The following is a 26,181-nucleotide window of genomic DNA, read 5'->3' on the forward strand; positions in this document are numbered from 1 at the left end:
CGCCGCGGTGGGGGTGTGCCAGAGTTGAACGCTGCTGCGTGGCATTGGGCTGGGGCCTGGGGCGCGAGCTTGCCTTGGCGGCGGTCTGCGCCTGCCCGAGCGGGCTGGCATATCGCTTGCATGATGCGTGCGCATGAGTACGACGACCGAAACGATTCCATTCGCAGTCATGTCCGCGGCCGGCGTGCAGCCCCGGGACTGGACTTGCCCGTTCTGCAGCCTGCTGTGCGATGGCTTGGCGCTCGCGCCCGGGCCCGTGCTGCAGCTTCGCGGCGGGGATTGTGCGCGTGCGCGGGCGGGGCTGGCGGCTTTCGATCATCCGGCGGCCGCGGCGTCCTGCGTCGATGGCGTGCCGCGGGGGCTGGATGCGGCGCTCGACGCGGCGGCGGCGCGGCTTGCGGCGGCGCGCTTGCCGCTGTTCGGCGGCCTGGCCACCGATGTGCAGGGCATGCGCGCGCTGTATCGCCTGGCCAACGTGCGCGGCGCCATCCTCGACCATGCCCACGGCGAGGCCATGATGCCCGCGCTGCGCATGTTGCAGGACCGTGGGCAGATGTTCACCACGCTGGCCGAGATCCGCAACCGCGCCGATCTGATCGTGTGCGTCGGCACCGATGCGCGGTCGAGCCATCCCGAGTTCTTCCGCCGCTGCGCGCCGGCCGCGGGGCGCGAGGCCGGCGGCCGGGTGGTGTTCCTGGGCGCAGGCGGGGGCACGCCTGGGGCTGCGGAGATCCCGTGGGCGAGCGCGGTCGATGCGCTGTGCGCCGAGGGCGACATCTTCGACACCGTGGCGACCCTGGCGGCGCTGGTCGACAGCCGCCGCCTTGCGGCCGTACCCGCTGCGCTCGCTGAACTTGCCGACGCCATGCGCGCCGCGCGCTACTGCGTGCTGGTGTGGGAGCCGGCCCGCCTGGCGCAGCATGGCGCGCTGGTGGGCGAAGCCCTGCTGCGCCTGCTGATGAACCTCAACCGCAAGACCCGCGCCGGGGCCTTCACGCTCGGCGGCAACGACGGTGCGCAGACCGCGAATGCGGCGATGAGCTGGCTGTCCGGCCTGCCGCTGCGCTCGCGCGTGGGGCCGCAGGGCGTCGATCACGATCCCTTGCAGTACGCCACTGCCCGCCTGCTCGACGAGCGCGCGGTCGACCTGTTGCTATGGGTGGCGAGCTTCACGCCGGATCTTCCGCCGCCGCCGGCTGCGCTGCCGCGCATCGTGCTCGGCCATCCGGCGCTCGCCGCCGGCTGCGCGCAGCCGGGCACGGTGTTCATCCCGGTGGCGACGCCGGGCATCAACGCCGACGGCCATCTGCTGCGCGCCGACAGCGTGGTGTCGCTGCCACTGCATGGCGTGCGCGACGACGGCCTGGCGACCGTGGCCGAGGTGGCGCAGGCGCTGGTCGCGCGCCTTGCGAGCGGCGCGGCGGCGAAGGAGGGCGCGCGATGACGACGATCAGGCTCAAGGGCGGTCGCGTCTACGACCCCGCCAACGGCGTCGATGGCGAGGTGCGCGACATCGGCATCCGCGACGGCCGCATTGTTGCGCTGCATGCGCAGGACAAGGTGGATGCGGAGTACAACCTGACCGGCTGCGTCGTGATGGCCGGGGGCATCGACCTCCATACCCACATCGGCGGCGGCAAGGTCAACCTCGCGCGCATGATGCTGCCCGAAGACCACCGTCTGAACCGGCCGCGCGACTCGCTGCTGGAGCTCGCCTCCAACGGTTGCTGCACGCCGGGCACGCTCGAGACCGGCTACCGCTATGCGCAGATGGGCTACACCGCGGCCTTCGAGCCGGCGATGCTGGCCAGCAACGCGCGCCAGGCCCACATGGAGATGGGCGACACGCCGATCCTGGACCACGGCGCCTACGTGATGCTGGGCAACGAGGAGCTCTTCCTCGAGATGCTGGCGCGCGGCGAGGACCCGCAGCGCATCCGCGACTACGTCGGCTGGGCGATCGGCGCCAGCAAGGCCATGGGCGTCAAGGTGGTGAACCCGGGCGGCATCTCGGCCTTCAAGTTCAACCAACGCAAGCTCGACGTCGACGAGGACCATGTGCATTGGCAGGTGACGCCGCGCCAGGTGGTGCACAGCCTGGCGCGCGCGCTGTCCGAGCTGGGCGTGCCGCATCCGCTGCACATCCACGCCAGCAACCTCGGCGTGGCGGGCAACATCGAATCGACGCTTGCCACCATCGACGCGCTCGAAGGCCTGCCCGGCCACCTGACCCACATCCAGTTCCACAGCTACGGCCGGGAAGGGCCGAAGAAGTTTTCCTCGGCGGCGCGCCAACTCGTCGAGCGCGTCAACGCCGCGCCCAACGTCAGCATCGACGTCGGCCAGATCATCTTCGGCCAGACCGTTACCGCCTCGGGCGACACCATGCGCCAGTTCGCCAACGCCGAGCTCGGCAACCCGCGCAAGTACGTCGGCGGTGACATCGAGTGCGATGCCGGCTGCGGCGTGGTGCCTTTCCGCTACCGCGAACAGAGCTATGTGAACGCGCTGCAGTGGGCGATCGGGCTGGAGATTTTCCTGCTCATGGACGACCCCTGGCGGGTGGTGCTGACCACCGACCACCCCAACGGCGGCCCCTTCACCAGCTACCCGCACCTGATCAAGCTGCTGATGGACAAGCGCTTCCGCGACGAACAGCTCGCCCGCCTGCACCCCGACGTGGCGGCGATGGCGGACCTGCGCGAGATCCGCCGCGAGCTCTCGCTGTACGAGATTGCGATCATGACCCGTGCCGCGCCCGCGCGGCTGCTGGGACTGACCGACCGTGGCCAGCTCGGCATCGGCGCTGCGGCCGACATTGCGGTGTATCGCGAGGAGGCCGACCGCGAGGCGATGTTCGTCACCCCCGAATACGTCTTCAAGGACGGGCTGCTCGTCGCGCGCAAGGGCCGCATCGAGGCGGTGCCGGTGGGCGGCACCCACTTCGTCGAGGCCGACTACGACCCGGCGATCGAGAAGACGGTCGAAGCCTGGGCCGATCGCCACGCCAGCATCAGCTACCGCCACATGAAGATCGGCACCGACGAGCTGTGCTCGTGCAGCAACGGCGGCGCGCTGCTGGCGTGCAAGGTGCACGGACGCGGGAGGCCACTGTGAGCAGCCTGCCGCAGGAGACGACAAGCGCGATGAAGATGGCGCCCAACAGCGTGACGCGCAACGGCGTGACGATAGACGACACCTTCGCCGAGGCCTTCCCGATGAAGGCCACAAGGGTGCTGATCACCGCCCACAACGAGACCTGGGCGCGCCATGCGGCAGTCGCCATGACCGGCTTCGCCACCTCGGTGATCGCCTGCGGCTGCGAGGCCGGCATCGAGCGCATGCTGGGCGCGGACGAGACGCCGGACGGCCGGCCAGGCGCGTCGGTGCTGCTGTTCTCGATGTCGGGCAAGGAGCTCGCCAAGCAGCTCGAGCGTCGCGTCGGCCAGTGCGTGCTGACTTGCCCGACCACGGCGATCTACGCCGGACTGGAGCTTGGCCAGGATCAAGGCGAAGCGATCGCGCTTGGCAGGAATCTGCGCTTCTTCGGCGACGGCTGGCAGATCTCCAAGATGATCGACGGCAGGCGCTACTGGCGGGTGCCGGTGATGGATGGCGAGTTCGTCGCCGAGGAGACCACGGCCATGGTGAAGGCGGTGGGCGGCGGCAACCTGCTGCTGCTGGCGCGCGACACCGATGCCGCGCTCGCCGGCGCCGAGGCTGCGGTGGAGGCGATGCGCGCGGTGCGCGGCGCGATCATGCCCTTCCCCGGCGGCGTGGTGCGTTCCGGCTCCAAGGTGGGCAGCAAGTACGCCACGCTGATGGCCTCGACCAACGACGCTTTCTGTCCCGCGCTGACCCCGCTCGCCAGGCGCAGCGAGCTCGACGCCGACACGCGCTGCGTGATGGAGATCGTCATCGATGGCTTGACCGAGGCCGATGTCTCCGCCGCCATGCGTGCGGGCATCGCGGCCATCGTCGCGCGCGGCGCGGCGGCCGGGGTGACGCGAATTTCCGCCGGCAACTACGGCGGCAAGCTCGGGCCCTTCCACTTCCATCTGCACACGCTGATCGGGGAGGGCGCGGCATGAGCGCGACACCAGGCTGGTGCCTGCGCCTCAAGGTGCAGCCCGAATTCCGCGTCGACTTCGGTGGTGTGCTGCCGCTGCGGCTGGCGGCGATGACGGCCGACGAGATTGCGCGCCTGCCGCTGCGCCACGGCAACGACATGCGGGCCATGGGGGCGCTGTTCGACATCATGCCGGTCGAAGGCGCAGCCGCTGCAGTGCCGGGCGGGCAGGCCGAGCCGGGGCCGCAGCTGCGCCTAGAGGGTGACCTGTCGCGCGTCGACGCCATTGGCCAGGGCCTGGAGGGGGGCATGCTGCGCGTCGACGGTGACGTCGGCGACCGCCTGGGGCTGGCCATGCGTGGCGGCGAGATCCGCGTGCGCGGCAGGGCTGGCGAGCTCGCCGGCTGCGAGATGGCAGGCGGGCGGATCGAGGTGGCGGGCGATGTCGGCGACCTCGCCGCCGCTGCGCGGCCCGGCAGCATGGACGGCATGCGTGGCGGCACGCTCATCGTGCACGGCAACGTGGGCGCACGCTGTGGCGATCGCATGCGGCGCGGCACGGTGGTGCTGCATGGCGACGCCGGCGACTTCCTGGCCTCGCGCATGGTCGCCGGCACGATCGCGGTCGCCGGCCGGGTAGGCGCACACTGCGGCTATGGCATGCGGCGCGGGACGCTGGTGTTTGCCGGCCCGCAGCCTCCGACACCGCCGACCTTCGTCGCGACGCAGCACGATATCGCCGTGTTCTGGGCCTTGCTGCGGCGCAGTCTGGCCTATCATGGCGGCCTCTTCGCCAGCCTGCCGGCGCCTGCGCCGCGCCGCCTGGTCGGCGACCTGGCGGTCGACGGCAAGGGCGAATGGCTGCTGCCGGGCCGCGGTTGATCCACCGTATTTCGATTGTCCCCAACAACCCCGTACGGAGACCCCATGAGCAAGCGCTACGTATTCCATGCCGGCGAAGCCACGGTGCTCGCTGCCGAAGGCCAGTTCACCGACGCCATGCCCGAGATCCTGATCGGGCGTACCGATGGCCCGGTCGGCCAGGCCTTCGCCAACATGATGGCGCAGAGCAAGGGCCACACCGCCATGTTCGCGATCCGCGCCTGTAACCAGATGGTGCGTCCGGTTACCATCACGGTGCCCAAGGTCACGCTCAAGGACTCGGCCAACATCGAGCTCTTCGGCGGCGTGGTGCAGTCGGCCACCGCCGATGCGGTGCTCGACTGCGTGATCGAGGGCATCATCCCGCGCGCTGTGGCCGACGAGCTGTGCATCATCAGCCTGGTGTGGATCGACCCGCGCTGCGCCAAGGACCCGAACCTGGACAAGAAGGACATGTACCGCACCAACTACGAGGCGACCAAGCTGGCGATCCGGCGTGCGCTCGACGAGCAGCCGAGCCTCGACGAGCTGATCGCCAACCGCCACACCATCAAGCACGACATGGACGACTGGAGCTGAGGCGCCCGCCATGACCTGCTTTGCCCTGCTCGACGACTGCCACGCCACCGCCACCGCGCCCACCAGCCGGCTGTACACCGGCTTCGTGCGCGAGCACCGCTGCGACGACCCCGCCACGCTGGACGCGGTGTGGGCGGCGGCCGACCGCGACCTGCGTGCCGGCCTGCATGCCGTGGTGCTGGCCGACTACGAGTGGGGCGCGCGCCTGCTGCAGGCCGGCCACGAACGGCTCGCGCCCGCCGACGGCGGCAGCCTGCGCGTGCTGATGTTCGCCGAGCTGCAGCTGCTCGGCGTCGACGCCGTCGATGCCTGGCTGCTTGCGCGCGAGCAGGACGAGACCGGAGCCAGCCATGGCAACGATGGCCGCGCGCCGGCGCCCGCGGGCGTGCTCGATATCCGTCCCTCGGTCGACCACGACGCCTTCTGCGCTGCGATCGCGCGCATCCACGCTGCCATCGGCGAGGGCGAGACCTACCAGGTCAATTACACCTACAGGCTGGACTTCCGCACCTTCGGTGCGCCGGTGAGCCTTTACCGCCGGCTGCGCGCCCGCCAGGCCGTGGCCTTTGGCGCCTTCATCGCGCTGCCGCCGGGCACGGCCGGGCCCGACTACGTGCTGTCGTGCTCGCCCGAACTCTTCCTGCGCAACCGGGGCGGGTGCCTGTCGGCGCGGCCGATGAAGGGCACCGCGCCGCGTGCGCGCGAGGCCGAGGGCGACAGCGAGATTGCCCGCATGCTCGCCGGTGACACCAAGAACCGCGCCGAGAACCTGATGATCGTCGATCTGCTGCGCAATGATCTCGGCCGCATCGCGCGCACGGGCAGCGTGCGTGTGCCGGCGCTGTTTTCGGTCGAGGCCTACCCGACCGTGTTCCAGATGACCTCCACCATCGAGGCCGAGCTCCCCGACGACACCGGCTTCCCCGCGCTGCTGCGCGCGCTCTTCCCCTGCGGTTCGATCACCGGCGCGCCCAAGCACCGCACCATGCAGATCATCGCCGAGCTGGAGGACACCGCGCGCGGGCTGTACACCGGCAGCATCGGCTGGATCGACGCGCCGACGCGTCCGCACCAGGCCTGTGGCGATTTCTGCCTGTCGGTGGCGATTCGCACGCTGACGCTGCAGCGGCGCGCCGACGCGGCCCAGGGCGCCGGCTGGGACGGCCGCATGGGCGTAGGCGCGGGCATCGTCATCGATAGCCAGGCGGAGGAGGAGTTCGAGGAGTGCGCGCTCAAGGCGCGCTTCCTGACCGGGCTGGACCCGGGCGTCGGCCTGTTCGAGACCCTGTACGCGACGCGCGAGGATGGCATCCGCAATGTCGAGCGCCACCTTGCCCGCCTGGCTGCGAGTGCGGCGGCGCTCGGCTTTGCCTGCCCGCGGGCGGCGATCGTGGCTGCGCTGCGCCAGCAGGTGGCGGGGCTTGCGCCCGGCCAGCCCAGCCGAATACGGCTGGCACTGCACAAGGACGGCCGCTTCGAGATCGTGGTGGCACCGCTCGAGGCGCTGCCGCCTGGGCCGGTCGAGGTGTTGATCGCAGCCGCACCCATCGGGGACGTACATGGCCTGCTCGCCCACAAGACGACGCTGCGCGCGCGCTACGACGCGGGCATCCGCGCCGCGCAGGCCCGTGGCGCCTTCGATACGCTGTTCTTCGACGCCGACGGCTGCTTGACCGAGGGCGGACGCAGCAACGTCTTCCTGCGCATCGATGGCGAATGGCTCACCCCGCCCGCCGGGCGCGGCGTGCTGCCGGGCACCATGCGCGCCGCCGTGCTCGACGACCCCGAGTGGGCCGCGCGCGAACAGCCGCTGCGCGTGGAGGACCTGCTGCGTGCCGAGCGCATCGTGCTCACCAATGCGCTGCGCGGCACGCTCGATGCGTGCCTGGCGGCGGGCGAGGCCGAGCGCTGGCGAGCCCGGCAGACGACCGCGGCAGCGGATGGCGCCAAGTACCACGCGCGTGCGGACCGTGGCTGAAGGGCGCGCGCAGCGCGCACGCGGGGAGCATGACCACGAGGCCGCCGACCGCGGAGCGCCCGGTCGCAGCGCGTTCGACCTCGCTCTGTTCGATCTCGACTTCACCCTCATCCCGTCGGACAGCGGCTTGCGCTGGGCGCGCTTCATGGTGGCGGAGGGCGTGCTGCCGGGCGGCAGCGACGAGGCCTACCTGAACGTGTGCCGAAGCTACGTCGCCGGCCGGATCGACATCGAGACACTGCATGCCTTCGCCGCGCGCACGCTGCTGGCCGTGGACGCGGATGCGATTCCCGGCCTGCAGGCACGCTTCGAGGCGGCGGTGCGCGCCGAACTGCCGGCGGCGGCGCGCGACCTGGTGGCGCAGCACCTCGAGGCCGGCGCGCTGTGCTGCATCGTCACCACGACCAATGAGATCGTGGCGCGTCCCTACGCCCGCGCCTTCGGTATCCCCAACCTGCTGGCGAGTGTGCCGGCATGCGAGGACGGTCGCTTCTGCGGGGCCTACGTCGGCGCGCTGTGCCATGGCGCAGGCAAGGTCGCGCGCGTGGAAGACTGGTTGCGCGGCAGTGCGGCGCAGGGGGGCGTATCGCGTCCGCGGCGCAGCATTTTCTATTCGGACTCGGCCAGCGACCTGCCCTTGCTGGAGTGGGCGGACGAGGCGGTGGCGGTCCGCCCCGATGCCCGTCTGCGCGCCCACGCCGAACTGCGCGGCTGGCGCATCATCGACGCGCCAGCCTGAGCCGCAGGTTCAGAAGAACTGCGCCACGAGCATGAAGTGCAGCTCGTGGCGACCATCCTCTCCAGGCACGCGGTTGAAGGCGCGCGCATAGGTGAGGCGGGCGTCGACGCGCTCGCCAAGTGCGGCGCGCACGCCCCAGCCGGCGCTGCCGAGGTGGCGGTGGCGCGGCTCGCTGGAGCTGGGCGCCCGGTAGGGCGTCACCCGGCCGTGGTCGGCAAAGAAGAAGCCGGTGGCGCGCAGGGCAGGGCGATTGCCCTCGGCGGCGAGCGCGATGAGCGGGTGATGTAGCTCCAGGTTGGCGATGAAGCCGCGGTCGCCCGACCAGGCGCCGGACTTGTAGCCGCGCACGCTGTATTCGCCGCCGAGCTGCAACTGCTCGCCCGAAGGCAGCGGCCCGTCGCTGCTGTGCTGGTAGTTCAGGCTGCCCTGCAAGGACCAGTTGGGCGTGATGGCCTGGATGCGGCGCAGGAAGGCGCGGCCGAGCGTGTAGTGCTCGCGCTCGAAGCCGCGCGCGCGCCCGGCGCTCAGGTGGTAGGTCGCGATCCAGTAGCCGTGGTCGTCGGCGGCCTGGTGCTCGATCCCCACGCTGCCGTCGCGGGTGCGCGTCTTCTGCAGGAAGACGTCGCTGATCCAGTTCTTGGTCTCGCGGTGCTTGGTGCCGATGACGAGGTCGGTGCGCGAGCGCTCGCCGAGATGAACAGGCTGGCGCAAGGCGGCGACGAAGCCGGCGGAGCGGCCGGTGATGTCGAGTTCGCGCAGCGGCCCCTTCTTGATCTCGACCTCGTCGCTGTAGGCCGCCACGCTCAGCCTGCCGCCGCTGGCGTTGACCGGGAAGGCGTAGCCGAGCGAGTAGCTTTCCTGCCCGCTGGCCCGGACGAAGCCCAGGCTGAGCTCATCGCGAAAACCGAGCAGGCTGCGGTTGGTGTATTGCACACCGGAGCGCCACAGGCCCGAGCCTTCGCTGCCGCCATTGTCGAGGGTCAGGCGCAGCAGGTGGCGCGGGGGCTCCTCGACCAGGATGCGCAGGTCCGAGGTGCCGAAGCGCGTGCCGGCGGCCAGCTCCGCGCGCAGCTGCGCGTCCTGGGTACGGTTGAAGCGGCGCAGGTCCTGCTCCAGCACGGGCAGGTCGACGAGCGCGCCCGGGGTTAGGCCGATGCGGCGGGTGATGAAGGCTGCATCGGTGCTGCTGTTGCCGTCCACGCCGATGTCGCCGACGCGACCCTCGACCAGGCGGATGTCGACCACACCGTCGGAGACGTCCTGCGGCGGGATGACGGCGCGTGCGGTGACGATCCTGCGTTCGCGGTAGTGCGCGTTGATGCGGTCGACCAGTTCGAGCAGGTCGGCGAAAGCGATCTCGCGGCCGACATAGGGGGCCGCCAGTTCAGCCAGTTCGGCCTCGGTGAGGATCTCCGAGGGCGTGAAGCGGATCTCACCGACGGCGAAGCGCACCGGGGGTGCAGCCGGGCGCGGGGCTTCGGGCGGTAAGGTCTCGCGCACCGGGTCGGTGACCTCCTGGCGCTGGAGTTGCTCGAGCTGCCGCCTGCGCTCGTCCTCGTCGATGCGGCGCTGCTGCAGGGCGCCGGGGTCCGCTTGAGGCGGCAGGATCTGCGCCAGGGCAGGCGACACCCAGAGCGTTGCTGCCAGGATCAGCACGGGTTTCATGGCTGCGAGTTCTCCACAGGATGGCATTTGTCGGTGCAGCTTCATTGCGTCTCCGTGTCAGTCGCGACCGCGTTGGCGTCGACGCTGACCAGGCTTTCTTCCTCATCCTCGCGCGGTGCCCCTGCAGCGGGCGGCGCGAGATGGAACTCGGCCAGTACGCGCTCGGTGTATTCGACCACGCTCAGCTGCGGACCGTCGGGGCCGAGCACCTCGTGCGAGGCACGGCGGTCGATCACGAAGCTGTCGGTGGCGATCAGGTTGCGGTCAAGCTTGAGGGCGAAGGCCGGGCCGCCGGAGTAGAGCTGCGCATCGTAGCCCTGCAGGCGGAAGTCGTGCTGGTCGATCAGCAGGCGGGTCTGCGGATTGGTGACGACGACGCGGTCGCCGACCTGGAACTGATCCACCTGCAGCGTGCCGACCGGTATGTCGATCCTGCCCGTGAGGGCGGCGATGCGGTCGAAGTGGAAGCCGCCCAGCCCGCTCAGCGTCAGGTCCATGGCCGAGGCCATCCCGCCGCCGTAGCCGCCGATCGCGCCGAAGATGGGGGCGCTACCGCTGGCGAAGACCTGGGCGACGATACGGTCTGCACTCAGACGCAGGTCGCGACCGACTTCGAGGCGATCGACATCGATGCTGTCGCGTGCGCCGATCGAGACCTCCGTCGCCCGCAGTTCGCCGATGCCGACACTGCCTGAAGGGACGTCGACATCGAGGCTGCGGGCGTCGATCGAACCGATATCGGCGTCTCCATTCATGGCGCTGAGCTCGACGTCGCGTCCGCTGATGGCGCCCACGCGCAGGTCGCCGTCATCGGCAGCGAGCTTCACGTCTTCGCTCAGGCTCGTGACCGACTGGGCGCTGATCGAGCCGGCGGCGCGGATGTCGATTTCGCGCTCGGCGTGTACGTCGCCCATGATCAGGGAGCCCGGCGAGTCGATGTGGATGAGCCCGCCCGCACTGGCGTTGAAGTTGAGTACGTCGATGTCGAGCGGGTTGCCGCCGATCTGGCCACCCGCACGGATGGTGAGCGTCGCCCCGGGGGCGGTGTTGGCGATGATGTCCAGACGGGTGTCGCCGCCGTCATACACGCTGCCGCCGGCGGTGATCAGGATCGCGCTCTCGGTGGGGTTGCCGGTGAAGATGCCGGTGATGACGGCGTCGCCATCGGTGCGCAGGTCGATCGTGCCGACATCGACGCGCATCTGCGCTGCGTGGATGCCGTCGCCAGCGTCCTGCATGAGCAGGTCGCGTGCCTTCAGGAACACGCCCAGCGTCGTCGCATGCACGTCGGCGAACGGGGTCAGCACCATCTGCGCGCCGGCGACGAGGCTGATCGGGCCCGGGCCGCTGACGCGGCCGTCGATGAACATGAAGGTGGCCGAGGACAGCGCGACCGCGTCGCCCGAGCGCACGGCGCCGATGTTGAAGAACTTGCCGAGCGTGCCGTTGAGATGGACGCCGTTGCCGAAGCCCTCCGTGCTTGCAGAGATGCGGCCATCTTCGTCGGAGAGCGCGACGTCGAGCGGGTTGTCCGCGCTGCCGATCTCGCCGCCGCTGGCGTTGAGACTGACGTTGCGGGCCAGGATGTTGAGATCGGGGTCGAGCGGGTTTTCGGTGAGCTGGAAGTCCAGGATCGAGCCTGAAGCGTCCAGGCGCACGTCGCCGATCGAGAACACGGTGTCGACGAACAGGCCGGACGATGCCGCCAGCCAGATGTCGGAGCCGGCGCGTGCGATCAGTCCGGCACCGTCGCTGAGCTGGATGCCGAGCGGCGTCAGGAACAGCTTGTCGCCGTCGAGGGTGCCGCCGATGCCTCCGCTGGCCGCCTCGAGAATGATGCGTCCGCCACTGTTGATGTGGACTGCGCTGGCGCCGGAGTCGATGCCATGCAATGCGCCGGCGACCTTGATGCGGACCTCGTCGCCGGCGCTGACCTGGCCGATGCGCAGGCTGCCCTCGGAGCCGATGAAGACCTTGCCGGCGGCGGTGGCGTGGAGCGTGGCGGGATCGTCCGGGTCGCGGTTGGCGACGTTGAGCGGTTGCGGCTGGCGGATGGTGACGAAGCGCGGGTTGTCCTCGTCGTCCACGATCGCGTCACCGCGTTCCACTGCGGCGAGTGCTGCCTTTTGCGCCTTGGTCAGGGTGTCGATGCCCGCGATGGTGTCGATGACCTGGTCCGGGCCGTAGCGGCCGATGTCGTCGCCGGCGACCAGGGTGACCGTGCGGCCGACGACATTGGGTGCCTTGATGGTGGTGACAGTGTCGGTGATCTCCTTGAGCAGCCCGGCGCCGACCGATAGCAGCAATTGTGCGTCGGTCCATTCAGAGCCGCGGGTGATCGCGGTGATCTCCTCCGCGCTGAGGCGGCTGCGGTAGTCGAAGTCCTCGTCGAAGGTGCTGGTGTAGCTGCCCACCTCCTCGTGCAGGGCGCGGTATTGCTGGGTGCGCTTGTCGGCGAAGGCGGCGATGTCGGCCGCGTCCATGCCGGTGTCGCGCAAGGCCTGCTCCTCGGTGGCGGTCAGCGCGTATTCGAACGTCGGGTCGTAGCTGGCTCCGCCATCGGCCTGGCGGACGCGGAACTGCCAGTACAGCCGGTAGTTGTTGCTGCGTCCGTTGGCGTAGGCTTCGACCGCTTCCTGCGCCTTGGCGTCGGAGCCGCGCGCAGCGCCGGTGATGGGGTCGTTCGGCTGCTGGCGCAGGCGCATTTCGTCCCACAGCGCAGCGAGCTCGTCCTCCGTGCGGGTGTCGACCGTGGCGAAGGGGTTGTTGTCGATCACGCTGCCGGTGGTGGTGATGCGTACGTCACCGCCGAGCGATTCCACGCCCACCACCAGCAGGTCGCCGGTGTAGATGTGCGCGGCCAGCGGATCGGCCAGGTTGGCGATGTTGATGTCGCCGCGCGCCTGTGCCGAGAGGCCGTGGCGGGCGAGCACGGCGGCGTCCTCGCTCGTCGTGTAGCCGCTGCGGATGCGCAGCGGATCGCCGCCCAGTGCGTCGAGACGGCCGATGCTGCCGTTGGCGCTGCTGAGGTCGATGCGGCGGGCCTGCACGAGGGCGCTCGCGTCGCGGCCGACGATGTCGCCCGCAGACTCGAGGACCACCTTGTCGGTCGCTGCCGAGCCGATGGTGCCGACCCTGAGGTCGCCGATCGTCTGCTCGAGGTAGATCGACCCGCTCGTGGTGCCGGCATTGACGACGCCGCCCTCGGACTGGCGGATGCGCAGGGCCTGGTCGGGTGTGCCGTCCGCGTGCAGGCGGCCGATCCCGGTGCCCGCCGACAGGTCGATACTGTGTCCGCCCAATACCGCGGACGGCCCGTTCTGGGTCAGGCTGCCGGCGCTGCTGACCATGGTGTTGCCACCGCGGTTGTTGACGCTGCCGTTGAACACGACGTCGCCGACCGAACTGATGTCGACGCGTCCCTCGTCGAAGCCGATGTACTCGATGCCGATGCGGTAGTCGCCGCGCACGCTGTCGGTGGTGGTGTACTTCTTGCCGGTGGTGACGCTGAACTCCTGGTAGTAGCGCGCCGAGATGCACAGCGACCACCAGTTGCACTCGCGCCAGCTACGGCCCGGCGTGAGCACGCTGCTGACCGTCTCTTCCTGCGTGCGCGGGCCGCCGGGGAGGTAGTGGTAGTCGGCCGCCGGATCGACGACGAGGAAGGCGTCGGTGAGCAGCGGGTCCTTGGTGCGCTCGATCGAGCGCAGGCGATAGCCGTCGAGCGCCACCGAACTGAGGATCGCGGTGCCGAACCAGCCGGTCTGCGAGTAACGGTACTCGTCGATGCGTACCTCGTCGTAGCCGGTGGTGACCACGTAGCGCAGGCCGCTGACCGGGTCGTACCACTGGGTGCCGGTGCGCGCCTCGCCGTCCGCGCGGGTGCGCGAAACCGGCTCGCTCAGGATCGGTGCCCCGGTCGCCGGGTCGATGCCGCGGATGTCGGTGATGTTGATGCGCCCCTTCACCCCGAGGCCGGCATCGAGTGTGTTGACCAGCAGGGTCTTGCCGGTCTCGTTGTCGATCTTGATGCGGCCGTAGCCGTCGAGCACGCGCAGGCGGCCGCCGCCCGACTGGCTGGTGCTGAAGATCTGGCCGAAGAGCTCGATGTAGCCGCCCTGCACCTGCACACCCGACAGCTCGAGCCTGTCGTGCAGCGCGTTGTAGCGCACCGTGATCGACTCCCAGGCGTCCCACTCGGCGCTGCCGAGCCCGGCGACCGTGGCGCCGCTGACCGTGTAGTACTCGCTGCCGGTGCTGGTCCGGCCCTCGAGAACCTGCAAGGCGTAGTCGTCGCGCGCGTCGGCGAAGCTGCCGGTGCCGCCGCCGGGCAGGCTCACGGTGGCGCCTTCGGGGATGCGTACGCCCCATTCGGCGATGCCGCTCTGGATGGTGCCGTTGATGTTGAGGTAGCGCGCCGCGATCAGCACGCTGCCATTGGCGATGATGCCGCCCACCGGCTCCGTCGCTGGGCGTTCGATGCTGTCTACGTTGGCCGGGAAGGGGTCGGTTGGGACGCCCGGGATGACCTTCAGCGGTTCGCCCGCGGCGTGCCAGGCGCCGTCGGTGTAGCTCTGCACGAAGTCGCCGTTGCGTGTCTTGACCTCGACACGGTCGGCGCGGATGGTCGCGGTTTCGACCGGTGTGACCAGGCTGCCGTCCGGCTTGCGCTTCTGTTCGAGGCGGATGCTGCCGGCGGCGCTGTCGATCTTGACCAGGCCGCGCAGGTTGCTGATGTCGCCGCGCAGGATGATGTCGGGTGCGAGCGGGCGGATGCCGTCGTCGCGCATCGCCTCCTTCTCGGCTTCGCTGATGTCGAGCGGCGAGAACAGGCTCTTCACCAGGATCACCGGCTCGCCGGCGCCGCTCGTCTCCGCGGTCGTGATCGACGAGAAGGCGGCCGTGCCCGCGCCGCGGTTGATGCGAGCGATGTCGGCGTTGGCGTTGACCTCGACGCCATTGAAGAACAACTTGCCGCCTTCATTCGGTGCGATCGTCATGTTGCCGAGGATGAGGACATTCGGCCCGTAGTTGGTGATGGTGATGCTGGCGTCGCCCGGGGCGTCGAGCACGCCGGTTCCGGTCAGGCGGTTGCCGCGCACGTCGATGTTGCCGAGCTTGGCCACGCTGTCGCTGATCTTGAGTACGCGCGCGATCGGGCCAGCCAGGGGTACGTTGCTGAACGCCCCGGCGGTGATGTCGCGGTCGAGATCCGTGATCTGCGCGTTGAGGTCGGTCAACCTGGCATCCAGGTTGGGGTAGGCTGCGACGATGCTGCCCAGTTCCGCGGGGATGTCGACGTCGCGCCGCGTCTCCTTGGTCGTGATCAGCCCTTCGCGAACGGCGATCTGGCCTTCGCGGTCGGTGATCAGGCCGTTCAGCCGGGTAATCTCGGCTGCGTCGTCGGTGTCGTCGGGGTCCAGGCCAACCAGGTCGGCCCTGAATCCGGTGATCTCGGTGTTCAGGCTGGTGATCTGAGCCTCGAGAGCGGTGATCTCGGCCGGAATCGCCGCGAGCTCAGTGTTCAGGGCGCTGCGTCGATCGACCTGGGCGTTCAGCTCGGTGCGTGTGCCCTGCATCGCGCTGAGCGATTGCTGGGCGACTGCGAGCGGGCTTTCCGGCGGCACGCTGCTGAAACCCGGCTGGCTGGGGTCGCGTGGGAAGCCCATCTCGTCGAGCTTGCGTTCGAGGAAGCGGACTTCGGAGCGGTAGGCTTCGGCGGCGATTGCCGCGTCCGAGCTGGGGTTGCCCACCGAGTACTGGCGGATGAGCTCCTCGAGCATCGCGATGCGGTCGAGGATGTCGGTTGCCAGGCCGATGAAGTCGCGGTCGAGCACCGAGATCCCGTCGGTATGGGTTTCGCTGCCGTCGAGCGCAATGGTCAGCCACTGTTCGCGATTGATGCCGACCTCCACGCGGCCGTCGACATGCACGCTGCTGTCCTGGTTGACCACCGAGCGCCCGGTGCGGGTCTCGAAGCTGACGTCGTCGCCGCCGAAGAGGTTGCTGAACCAGCTCGCGATCGCCGCCAGGGTCTCGCGGTAGATGTCCTTGCCGATGCCCACGCCCGAGGCGGTGTTCGAGCCGCGGTCGGCATGCAGCGCAGTGTGGCGTACCGACAGGATCTCGGCGCCAGCGGCGACCGAGAGGTGGCTGCCGGCGTTGACGAAGGCGTCGGCGACGGGGTCGCGATTGACCGGGATCGCCGTGTTGTTATAGACGTCGGTGCGTGCCCTGGCCGATGCGCTGCTCCCCGCGCCGTTGGTGGCAGCGCCTGCGGACAGCTTGATGTCGTTGCCCGACTTCAGGGTGGCGTCGCCGATGGTGACGCGGTTGTTGCCGATGTAGCTCGACACGCTGCTGCCTTCGGGCGCGACGCCGACGAGGCCATAGACGTCCACCGCGGACTGGCTGGACAGGCTGGCCACGGTACGGCTGCCGAGGGCGATGTTCCAGGCGCTCTCGATGTGGGCGCCGTTGGCCACCTCGACTGCGGCCAGGGGGGTCTGGCCCGTGGCGCACACGATGCGCCCGGCCGGGCACACGGTGATGATCTCGGATTCCCCGCTGGCCGCGGAGACCGCACCGCCCGAGGTCATCGTGACCCGATCCGAAGCATTGATGTGGTTCGCGGCGTCGATGGCGACGCCCGCGACCAGGGCCGCCGGATCGCGCGGCGTGATGTTCGCGCTGGCGCCTACCCTGGCGCGGGTGTCGGCGAGCAGGCGCGTCTGGCTACCGGCTGCGGGGAAGTCGGCCAGGCCGCCCGAGCTCGATTCGACGTTCCAGGCCGGGCGCGAGATGCCCGACCCGGCCAACAGGCCGGCAGGGGCGCCCTTGGTGAGCGTGGTTGCCGCATTGAGTTCGACACGGTCGCCCTTGACCCTGGCGTTGTCGCCGATTTCGGCGAGCGTCCTGCCGAAGGCGAAGTTCTCCGCGTTGGCGCCGCTGACGCCGATCAGCGAGGCGTTGAGGTTGCGCATCCAGCTGTCGAAGGACAGCGCCTGGGTCGCGTCGATCCTGAGCGTACCGACTTCGAGCATGCGTGCATCGGCCGGATGGCTGGCGCTGTAGCGGCTGCCGATACGGGCGATGGTGGTGCCGACGGTCGAAGTGTAGGACGCGGAGAAGGGCACCGACACCAGGCCGCCCGCGCCAGCCACGCCGTGGGCATGGTTGGTGCTGTTGCCGTTGGCCAGGACCTGCAGCGTGCCGGCGCTTACGCCGACGCGGTCGCCGAGCGTGGCCTGGCTGAGCGTGCTGGAACTGGCCGTGGCCTTGTTCGCCCCTATGGCGACGAAGCCGACCGAGACACCGGAGACGTGCGCCAGCTGGGCGCTGGTGTTGTCCGTCCGCACGGTGGCGATGCCGGTCACCGTGAGCAGGCTGTCGTCGCCCACGCCAGCGCGCACCTGGCCGGTGTTGCTGGCGAAGGACTGCGAGGCGTTGGCGCCGACCAGCAGGCCGCCCGCCGCACCCGAGGCGCTGGAATAGGCCGAGCGCGCGATGCCGCCGGGCAGGCGCTGGCGCGCCATCAGGCTGAGGCTGGCGGACTCGATGCGGCTGCCGCTACCCACCGTGGCATCGACCTGCGGCGACACGCGTGCGCGTGCGATCGAGGCGCCGACGGCGCCACCGAGGCTGACGTTGATCCCGGTTGCGCTGGCATGGGCCGCGGTGGCAGCGTCCGCGTCGATGAGCACATCGTCACTCACCTTGATGCGGGCGTCGGTGCCGGTGCTGGCGCCCACTGCCGTCTCGATGGTGGCGGTGGCGACCGTGCCGCTCGCCGCCAGTCCAAGCCCACCCTTGGCCGCGAGGGCCTCGGCGGACACCTCGTGGTGGGCGTCCGCAGTGGCTTCCAGGCGGCCGACGCTGCGCCCCGCGGTCTGGCCGACGCGGGCCTCGTTGCCGACCTTGGCTTGCGTGCGGCCGGTGATCTCGGCGGTGGTCACCGAGGCGCCGGCCGCGATCAGGCCGACGCTTGCACCTGCGGTCTCGGCGCTCAGCTTGCGCGTATCGTCGGCATCGACGCGCACGCTGCCAGCCTGCTCCACGATCACGCCTTGCTCGAAGCGGGCCTCGACATGCGCACCGGACTTGAGCACGGCGACGGCAGCGTCCACTGCCAGGATGCCGCCGGTGCCGGCAAAGGCGAGCGAATCCAGATCCTCGTCGAGCGCGGCGGATACCGACACCGTGCCGGCATCCCCTGCATTGAGCGTGGTGCCGGTGTCGACGAAGGCCGTGGTGTGGCTGCGGAAGCTGGTCACGCCAACCCCTGCGCCCAGGCCGATGGCGCCTATTGCCAGACCGCCGTTGAGCATGTCGAAGCGCACATGCTGGCGCGCATCGACATCGATATTGCGGCCGGCCTCCAGCGTGCTGCGCTTGCCGACGAAGGCTGCGGTGCCCGCGGGCAGCAGCCGGGTCTCGGTGGCGGTGAAGCTTGCGCTGGCCGCCGTGTCGGCGCGTTCGGTGGCGACCCGCGTCGATGCGTTGCGGATGCGGCTGTCGCTGTAGCCGTTGAGCACGCTGCTGATGCTGCCGTTGGTGGCCTGGCCGTCGACGTAGCTGCCGGCGTTGCCATCGTCGGTCTGCAGGCGGCGCTGGGCGTCCTCGTCCAGCCCGCTGCCCACCGAATACACGCCGACTGCCCCGGCGAGCGCGCCGAGCCCGCCGGCGGCGCTCACCACGTAGGTGTCGATGTCGGTCTTTGCGAGCGCGTTGACGTCGATGTCGCGGCGGGCCTTGACCGTGGCATCGTCGCCGATGAAGGCCGTGGTGTCGTTGCGGATGATGCCGACATCCACGGCGCCGGCGATCCCCACCGCACCGACGCCGAGGGCGCCCGACACGTTGAAGAGGCGCAGATCGTTGCGCGCGCTGACGTTGACGTCCTGGTCGTCGTGCGCTGCGCCAGCCTGGGTGTTGATCTGTGCGCCGTTGCCGATGTAGGCCAGGGTGTCCGAATCGACCGTCGCCACCGAGGCGGCGCCGGCGAAGCCCAAATACAGCCCGCCTGCACCTGCCGCGGAGACGGTGAACAGGTTCTCGTGCGAGCGCGCCTGGACCTGTACGCCGCGCATCGCGGTGGTGAGATCGACCCCGTCGCCCGAGTAGGCGGTGAGGGCTGTGCTGCCCTGGCCGCGGCCATCGACGACAGCGCGGTTGCCGATCCAGGCGCGTGTGTCCTTGTCGATCAGGGTGATGCCGACGCCGGCGCCGATGCCGCCGCCACCGATGCCGAGCGCGACGGTGCCGGCGACCAGGGTGGTCGCGGTGTCGTCATCGGCCTTGACCACGACGTTGCCGCCAGCATCCACGACGGCATCATCGCCGATCGAGGCCCAGGTCTGGTTGTCGAAGCTCAGCACCGACACGCTGCCGGCAACGCCGACGGTGCCCGATGCGCCCAGGCTGGCGCTCACCGAGACGACCTCCTGCACCGAGTTGGCTGCGACCTCGACGTCGCGCGCGGCCTTGACGGTACTGTGGTCGGTGATGGTGGCGTGGGTGGCGTGCTTCATCACCGCCACGTCGGCACCCACCCCCACACCCACCGTGCCCGAGGCGGCCAGGGCGCCGGCAATGCCAAGGTGGAAGCTGTCGTTGCCGGCGGCGACCAGCACCGATTGCGCGCTGTCGGCGCCGCTGTTGTCCGCATTGATGCTGACGCCGCTGCGGGGCGTGCCCGCGGCGACGTCGATGCTGCCGATGGAGGCGCGGGTGTCGGTACTGTGCACCGAGACCTCGCCCGACAGCGTCACCGCCCCGGTGCCTGCTGCGGCGCCAGTGACGGCGAAGCCCTTGATGTCGTCTCGGTTGACCGCGGTGACCGCCAGGCCGCGGTGGTCGCGTAGCTGCGAGGCGCTGCTGCGGGTGCTGCCGAGCGCAGCACTGCCGCCCGCCAGGCTGTCCTTGCCGTTGCTGGGTGTGATCCCGGGCGCGGCGACTTCGCCCGCGCCGGCGCTGGTGGCGGCGTATGAGACACCGAAGTTGCCGCTCGCCACCTGCGTGGCGGCTGCCTTGCCGAGCGCGGTGGCCGATGCGCCGTCGTCGATCCAGGCATGGGTGGTCTTGTCCACCACGGCCACCGCCGCCCCGGCACCGACTGCGGCGGTGCCGGCTGCACCGATGGCGCCGGCGAGCAGGTCGAGGTCGCTGTCCGATTCGGCGGCGATGACGAGGTTGCCTTCGGAGTGCAACGCGCTGCCGGCTCCGGCCGAGGCCAGGGTGGCGACATCGAGCACCAACACCGAGGCTGAGCCCTGCACCCCGGCGGTACCGCCGGCGCTGACGCCGACGCCGATGGAGCGGATCTTCTCCGTGCTGACGGCGGTGATGTCGAGCGCGGCGCCGGTACGTGCGATCACGCCTTCACCCAGCCAGGCTGCGGTTTCCTTGTCGATGACCACGACGTCGGCGGCACCGCCGACGCCTGCCGTGCCACCAATGCCGACGGTGCCGACGATGGACAGCAGTTCGGTGTGTGCGCTCGCGCCGACCGTAAGCGCGCGCGTGCCCAGGGCAGCGCCGTCCAGGCCTGCGTTGATGCGCGCATCCTTGCCGATCCAGGCCTGCGTCACCGGGTTGTACACATTGACTGCAGCCGAGCCGGCGACACCCGCCGTGCCGCCGCCGGCGCCGCCGACCACCACCGAAGTCACGTCCTGAGTGGCGCCTGCGGCCACCGTGATGAGACCGGCAGCGGCGAGGTTGGCGTCCTGTCCGGCCCAGGCCTGCGTGACATTGTCGATGAGGAAGGTGCCTGCAGATACGCCCACGCCGGCTGTGCCGCCGATGCCGGCAACCCCGGCCACGCCGAGTGCGTCGAAAGTGTTGGCGGCCTCGATCCGGATGTCGCCGTTGCTGCGCAGCCAGCTGCCGTTGCCCGCGGTGGCCTCGACCGTGTTGTCGGAGAGGATCAGGCTGAGTACGCCGCTCACCCCCGCGGTGCCGGCAGCGCCCGCGCTGGCGGCGATGACCGCGAGGTCCATGGTGCTGGAGGCGTCGATGGCGATCGACGACGATTGCTCGATGCGCGCAGCGGCGCCCAGTGCGGCGCGCGTCACGCCTTCGTTGGCGATGTCTGCGCTGGCCACGCCGACGCCCACCTTGCCTGCGGCGGAGATGCCGCCGGCGAAGGCTTTCGCGGTCGAGGCGTTGCTGGCGATCAGGTCGACCGCGCCAGTGGTCGATACGCGTGCGTCGGCGTCGATGCCGGCCTCGGTCGTGTCCTCGAACACGTTGACCGAGAAGGCGCCGGTGACGGCGACCTGGTTGCTGCCTGCGCCCGCGATGGTTTCGGTGTAGTAGTTGTTCTGCCCGAGCAGCAACTGCAGGTTGGCGTCGGTGAAGCGGTCCTTGAGGCCCTCGAGCGACCAGTCGAAGGCGGCAGGGCCGGTGATGGCGTGATTGCGTCCTGCCACCTCCAGGCTCATCGCGGCAACCTCGGCCTCGCGGCCGATCCAGGCGCGGTAGGTGTTGTCCGACACCAGGACCGCGATCGAGGCGCCGACGCCGACCTTGCCGGCGAGCGCGGCGCTCCAGGCCTTGGCGGCCAGCTTGCTGGTGTTGTCTGCACTCACCCGCAGGTTGCCGACTCGCGTGCCGCCGTCGATGTCGCCGATGCGGACCTCGTCACCGATCGATGCCTCGGTGGTCGATTCCGAGTTGGCGACCGCGAGCGCGCCGGCGATGCCGACCTTCTCCGCGCCTGCGCCTGCCACGCCCTCGGCGGCGAGCTTGTAGGCGAAGCCGGGCGAGGTGTTCTGTGCCGACGTTGCGCTGACCGCGATGTTGCCGGCGCGCACGATCTGGCTGCCGGCGCCGATCGTGGCCTGGGTGTCGTTGCGGGCGATGGCCAGCCCGACGCCCACCCCGATGCCGACCTTGGCGCTGTCCTGGAGCTTGGTCACGTCGAGCGTGTTGCCCAGCCCGCGGGCGCTGAAGTCGCTGCTGCTGGTCGCGCTCAGTGTGAGGTCGCCGCCAAGCTCGAGACGGCGACCGGCGGCAACGGTCGCGCGCGCGTCGTCGTCGAGCACGAGCACGCCGGCCGCAGCCGCGATGGCGACCTTGCTGCCGCTGCCTGTGGTTTCGGTGCCTTGCTGGGCGCTTTCGTTGTCCTTTAGCGTGCTGGTGGTGGCGGCCTTGTCGCGCTCGGTCGCGGTGGTCTCGTCTTCCGCCTTGCCACCGGCGGCGCTGGCCTTGGCGATGGCCTCGTAGCTGCGTGTGCTGGTGGCGGTGATGTCCACCTTGCCGTCGTCGCCGCTGGTTGTGGTGACGAGATCGCGCGCCAGGCTGGCGAGCGTGTGCGTGGTGCTGAGGATGATCGCGCCCGAGGCGCCGACGCCGACCTTGTCGGATTTGACGTCACCGGTGGCGGTGGCCTCGTGCTCGCCTGCCGAGCTGGCGCGGATCTCGACCGGCCCGGTTGCGGTGATCTGCGCGCCGGCTTCGACGATGGCCTCGGTCTTGAGCTTGAGGTCGGACAGCGCCACGACTGCGTCCAGCGCCACGCTGCCTTCGGCGCCTGCTTCGGCTTCGGCCTTGCTGTCGCTGCGCGCGTCGGCGACGACCTGCAGCTTGTCGAGGTCGATCAGCTGGGCGCCGTTGCGCACCCGTGCGCGCACCAGGTCTTCGCGGAACAGGTTGAGTGCGACCGAGGCGCCGACGCCGAGCTTGCCGCCCGAGGCGGGCTCGTCGGGGAGCGCCGTGGCGCTGGTCTCGGACGCGCTCTCGGCGCGCAGCTCGATGTCGTGGCCGTCGGCGTCGAGCTCGGCGCCGCCATGGATCTCGGCCGTGCTGCGGGTGTCGATGAGGTTGAGGGCGAGGGCGCCGGCAATGCCGACCTTGCCGGCACCGGCGCCGGCCTTGGCCGAACTCGAGAAGCTGTTCACGGTGTCGCTGTCGACCGCGGTCATCAGCGCGCGTACCGCGATGCCCTCTGCGCGGACCTGGGCGTTGCCGATCCAGGCCGCGGTGTGGCTGGTGACGCTGTTGATCGCGACCGCAGCGCCGATGCCCACCGTCGTGGTGCTGCCGGCGGCGCTGCCGTCGGCGCTCGCGCTGGCGTCGGTGTTGCCGGATGCTTCGACTTCCAGGGCCCCGGCCGCGCTCACATCGACCCCGTCAGCGATCGTGGCGGAGGTGCTGACCCGCGCTGAATTGACGGCCACTGCGGCGGCCACCGAGATCTTGCCTTCGCTGGTCTCGGCCGAGTCGGGCGCCTGGGTCTTGCTGTCGCTGCCGTCCTTCTGCTTGTCCTGCGCGAAGCCCGCCTGGCGGCCGATCTCCTGGTCAACGCCGTCCTCGGGCGTGTCGTCGTCGCCGCCGTCCTTCTTCTCTTCCTTGCCGCCCTTGGCGCTGGCGGTGGCGTCGGCCGAGCTCGAATGCCGGCTCTCGGCAGCGACGCGGATCGTGCTGCCCGCGTGCAGGTCGCGCCCGACACTGGCGCTGACCGTCTCCGCGACCACGTTGACGGCAACACCGATGCCGATCGCCGCCTTCTCGCCGGTCGCCGAGCCCTTGGCGACGGTTTCGGTGGTGCTGGCGTGGCGCGCCTCGACGCTCACCGCGCCACTCGTATGCACCGCTTCGCCGCTGCCGATGCCGGCCAGCGTCTTGTTGTCGGCGACTGTGACCGCAGCGACCGGGGTGGCGGCAATGCCGCCCTCGGCGCCGGCCTCGGCCTCGGTACGGGCCGAGTAGTCACCCTCAGCCTTGACGTCGAGGGCGGCGGCATTGCGCAGGCGGGCGCCGTCTGCAAGCTGGGCGCGACTTTCGTTGCTGACGACGTTGACCGCGACCGAAGCGCCGACCCCCACCGTGTCACCGCTCGCGGTGGCATCCTCGGCCGGGGTGGCGCTGGCGTTCGAGGTGCTGCGGTTTTCGGCGTCAATGGCGACGTTGCCGTTCTTCGCGTCTACGTCGCCCGCCGCGGAGATCGTTGCGTTGGTGAGGTTGTCGATGACGTTGATGGCCAATGCGCCGGCAACGCCGACGTCGCTCGCACCTGCGCCCGAGGTGGCCGTCGAGGTGAAGAGGTTGGTGTCGTCGCCTGCCGGCGTGCGCGCACTGGCCTCGATCCCGGCGGCCTCCACCTGCTGGGCGACGCGCGCCTCGTTGGAGACGCGGGCGAGGTTCAGCGCCACGCCGACACCGACGCCGACACTGCCACCGGCGCTGCTGCCGTCGGCCTCGACCTCGGCCTGGGTCAGCGCCGTGCCCGCCACCGTCAGTGCGCCGTCGCTCTGCAGCGGACGGCTGGCGTCGACGGCGGCCAGCGTGTGGCTCTCGAGGTCGCTCACCGCGACCGCTGCAGCCACGGTGACGCCGCCATCGGCGGTGGCGGCATCGTCCTTGTAGGTTTCCAGCGTCTCCTCGGTCTTGCTCTCTTCCGCGCCCTTCTCGGTGGCGCCGCCTGCCGCGGCCTTGGCCGAGGTGGTGACGAGGGTGGTTGAGGCCGCACGCACGCCGACGCCGGTTTTCCCGGACAGCCTGGCATTGTCGGCTGCACGGGCGCGGGTGGTGCTGCGCACGACGGTGACCGCGACGGCGCCGCCCACCGCCGTGTCGCCGCTGGCGGAGGCGTCGACAGCGGCATCCACCCGGGTGTTGTTGGTGGCGCTGAGATCGCTGCGGCCCAGCGCACTGCCCACCTCGCTGTCGCCCAGTACATCGACCGTGGCGGTGGTGTTGCTCGTCACCACGGCGACGCCTGCGTCGCCCGGCAGTTCGCCGAAGTCGGGCAGGCCCGGCCGTGCGCTCAGTTCGGCGTCGACACGGGCGGACAGCTCGGTGCCGGCGGTGCCGCTGAGCCGGCTGTTGCCGGCCACCTTCACGGTGGCGGCAACATCGACGTCGACCACCGCGAGGGGAACGAAGTCCGGTGTCGCCACCGTGGCGACGGCTTCTGCGCGCACGGCCAGCATGCCGCTCGCCTCGAGCGTGGCGTCGTTGAGCTCGGCTTCGGCCGCGACCGTCTTGGTGACGACGGGGGAGAGGCTGCTGTCATGCTCGGCCTTCGCCGTGGCCGTGATGTTGCGGCCGGTGACGGTGGCACCCTGGATGCCGACCCGGGCCCGGGTTTCGCTTACCACGTCGAGCAGCCCGCCGCTGGCGGCGGCCTGCACGTTGACGTCGCCGCCGGCATGGCCGGCGCCGCCTGCGGCAAGCACGCGGGCGCCGCTGCCGAGCGTGACCGAGCGGGCCTCCAGGCTGATGTCGCTCGACGCACCCACCGAGGCGCCGCTGCGCAGGGTGGCGTCGCTGCCGTCGGCGACCCGGCGTGTCGACAGGGTGCCGGTGACGCTGATGTCGTCGTCGCCGAGGATCAGGATGCGACCGTCGTGGACGGCCACGGTGCTGGCAGCGTCGAGGCCGTGAACATTGACGACGTCCTTGAAGTCGGGGTCGGTGCCGCTGAAGCGGGCGCCGGTGAACACCTTGCCGCCCACGACCACCGAGCCCGCGCTCACGGCGACCTGCTCGATGGCGTTGATCGTGCCGTCGATGCGCACCTGTGCGTCGCGGTTGCGCGGCGCGGTGCCGGCCACGAGCTGGGCCGAGCTTGCCTCTGCGCCGCCTGTGGCGCTGAAGAACTCATCCACGAACTGCTGGCTGGGCGTGGATACGTGCAGGCTGCCCACATTGACCACGCCGGTGTTGCTGACGATGAAGCCGTGCGGGTTGGCGAAGTAGACCTTGCCGCCGATCTTGCCGTCCTTGATTGCGTTGAGCATGCCGCCGATCGTTGTCGTCTGGTCGCGGACGAGGTTGATGAGCGCGGCCGCAGTGTCGGGCACGTGCAGGTTGGCGACCTGGCCTTCGCCAACGTTGAACCGGCTGAAGGAGTTGAGTGCGTTGCCGTTGCCGAGCACCGTGCCGGTGTGGATGTTGACCACTGCGGCGCCCGCGTCGGGCGTTACGGTGGTGAGGGTGCGGCCGTCGGGGACGATGGCCTGCGCCCAGGCCATGCAGGGCGATAGCCCATGGGCGACGATGAGTGCGCAGGTGACGTGGAAGACAATTTCCTTCGGGCGCGGCAAATCCGCGGCACCCATGTGCTGCTGTCCGTTGCGCATCGTCGTGACTCCCTCAGCCCCGCTCCGTTGCGGGTGTTGGTGGACCACGTCTCGACGCAGGTGCAGCGTGGCGGCCGAAGGCCTGCGGGACGTGATTACCCTTCAATCATAGGAACGATTTCACGATTTGCATCAAAATTTGTCAGCCTGGAGTCCAGAAGAAAAGGCCGATCGAAGGGGC

Annotated in this window: 9 protein-coding genes; 7 read left to right on the top strand and 2 right to left on the bottom strand. The window is 70.2% G+C overall.

The features are described from left to right. Positions 1–133 precede the first annotated feature (133 nt). Genes LQF09_RS06895 through LQF09_RS06925 form a run of 7 tightly spaced genes read left to right on the top strand, consistent with a single transcriptional unit; the run spans position 134 to position 8,247 of the window. Positions 134–1,444: a formylmethanofuran dehydrogenase gene (locus LQF09_RS06895; RefSeq protein WP_270069535.1), complete on the top strand. Its 1,311-nt coding sequence runs from the start codon at positions 134–136 to the stop codon at positions 1,442–1,444. Next, entirely contained in the window at positions 1,441–3,117 is a 1,677-nt protein-coding gene (locus LQF09_RS06900) for a formylmethanofuran dehydrogenase subunit A (protein WP_270069536.1), read from the top strand. The genes LQF09_RS06895 and LQF09_RS06900 overlap by 4 nt, the downstream gene beginning before the upstream one ends. After that, a complete protein-coding gene (gene fhcD, locus LQF09_RS06905) occupies positions 3,114–4,091 on the top strand; it encodes a formylmethanofuran--tetrahydromethanopterin N-formyltransferase (protein WP_270069537.1) in 978 nt (325 codons plus the stop codon). Before LQF09_RS06900 ends, fhcD begins: the two co-directional genes overlap by 4 nt. Next, the gene (locus LQF09_RS06910) at positions 4,088–4,951 is read left to right on the top strand and encodes a formylmethanofuran dehydrogenase subunit C (RefSeq protein ID WP_270069538.1); all 864 of its coding nucleotides are present in this window, start codon (positions 4,088–4,090) and stop codon (positions 4,949–4,951) included. The genes fhcD and LQF09_RS06910 overlap by 4 nt, the downstream gene beginning before the upstream one ends. 45 nt (positions 4,952–4,996) lie before the next feature. Beyond that, positions 4,997–5,530 carry a formaldehyde-activating enzyme gene (gene fae, locus LQF09_RS06915; protein ID WP_002923488.1) on the top strand — a complete coding sequence of 178 codons (534 nt, stop codon included), beginning with the start codon at positions 4,997–4,999 and terminating at the stop codon, positions 5,528–5,530. A 10-nt stretch (positions 5,531–5,540) separates the two neighbouring features. After that, positions 5,541–7,508 carry an aminodeoxychorismate synthase component I gene (gene pabB, locus LQF09_RS06920; RefSeq protein ID WP_270069539.1) on the top strand — a complete coding sequence of 656 codons (1,968 nt, stop codon included), beginning with the start codon at positions 5,541–5,543 and terminating at the stop codon, positions 7,506–7,508. Further along, positions 7,501–8,247, top strand: coding sequence for an HAD family hydrolase (locus tag LQF09_RS06925; RefSeq protein ID WP_232433181.1), 747 nt, complete (start codon positions 7,501–7,503; stop codon positions 8,245–8,247). The genes pabB and LQF09_RS06925 overlap by 8 nt, the downstream gene beginning before the upstream one ends. A 9-nt stretch (positions 8,248–8,256) precedes the next feature. On the opposite strand, the gene LQF09_RS06930 is transcribed toward LQF09_RS06925, so the two are convergent. Both LQF09_RS06930 and LQF09_RS06935 read right to left on the bottom strand, forming a co-directional pair. Next, positions 8,257–9,912, bottom strand: a complete 1,656-nt coding sequence (locus tag LQF09_RS06930; RefSeq protein WP_270069540.1) for a ShlB/FhaC/HecB family hemolysin secretion/activation protein — start codon at positions 9,910–9,912, stop codon at positions 8,257–8,259. A 41-nt stretch (positions 9,913–9,953) separates the two neighbouring features. Next, positions 9,954–26,000 carry a leukotoxin LktA family filamentous adhesin gene (locus tag LQF09_RS06935; protein ID WP_270069541.1) on the bottom strand — a complete coding sequence of 5,349 codons (16,047 nt, stop codon included), beginning with the start codon at positions 25,998–26,000 and terminating at the stop codon, positions 9,954–9,956. Positions 26,001–26,181: the final 181 nt, after the last annotated feature.

It is taken from the genome of Thauera sp. WB-2 (assembly GCF_027594845.1).
In the GTDB taxonomy this organism is placed as follows: domain Bacteria; phylum Pseudomonadota; class Gammaproteobacteria; order Burkholderiales; family Rhodocyclaceae; genus Thauera; species Thauera mechernichensis.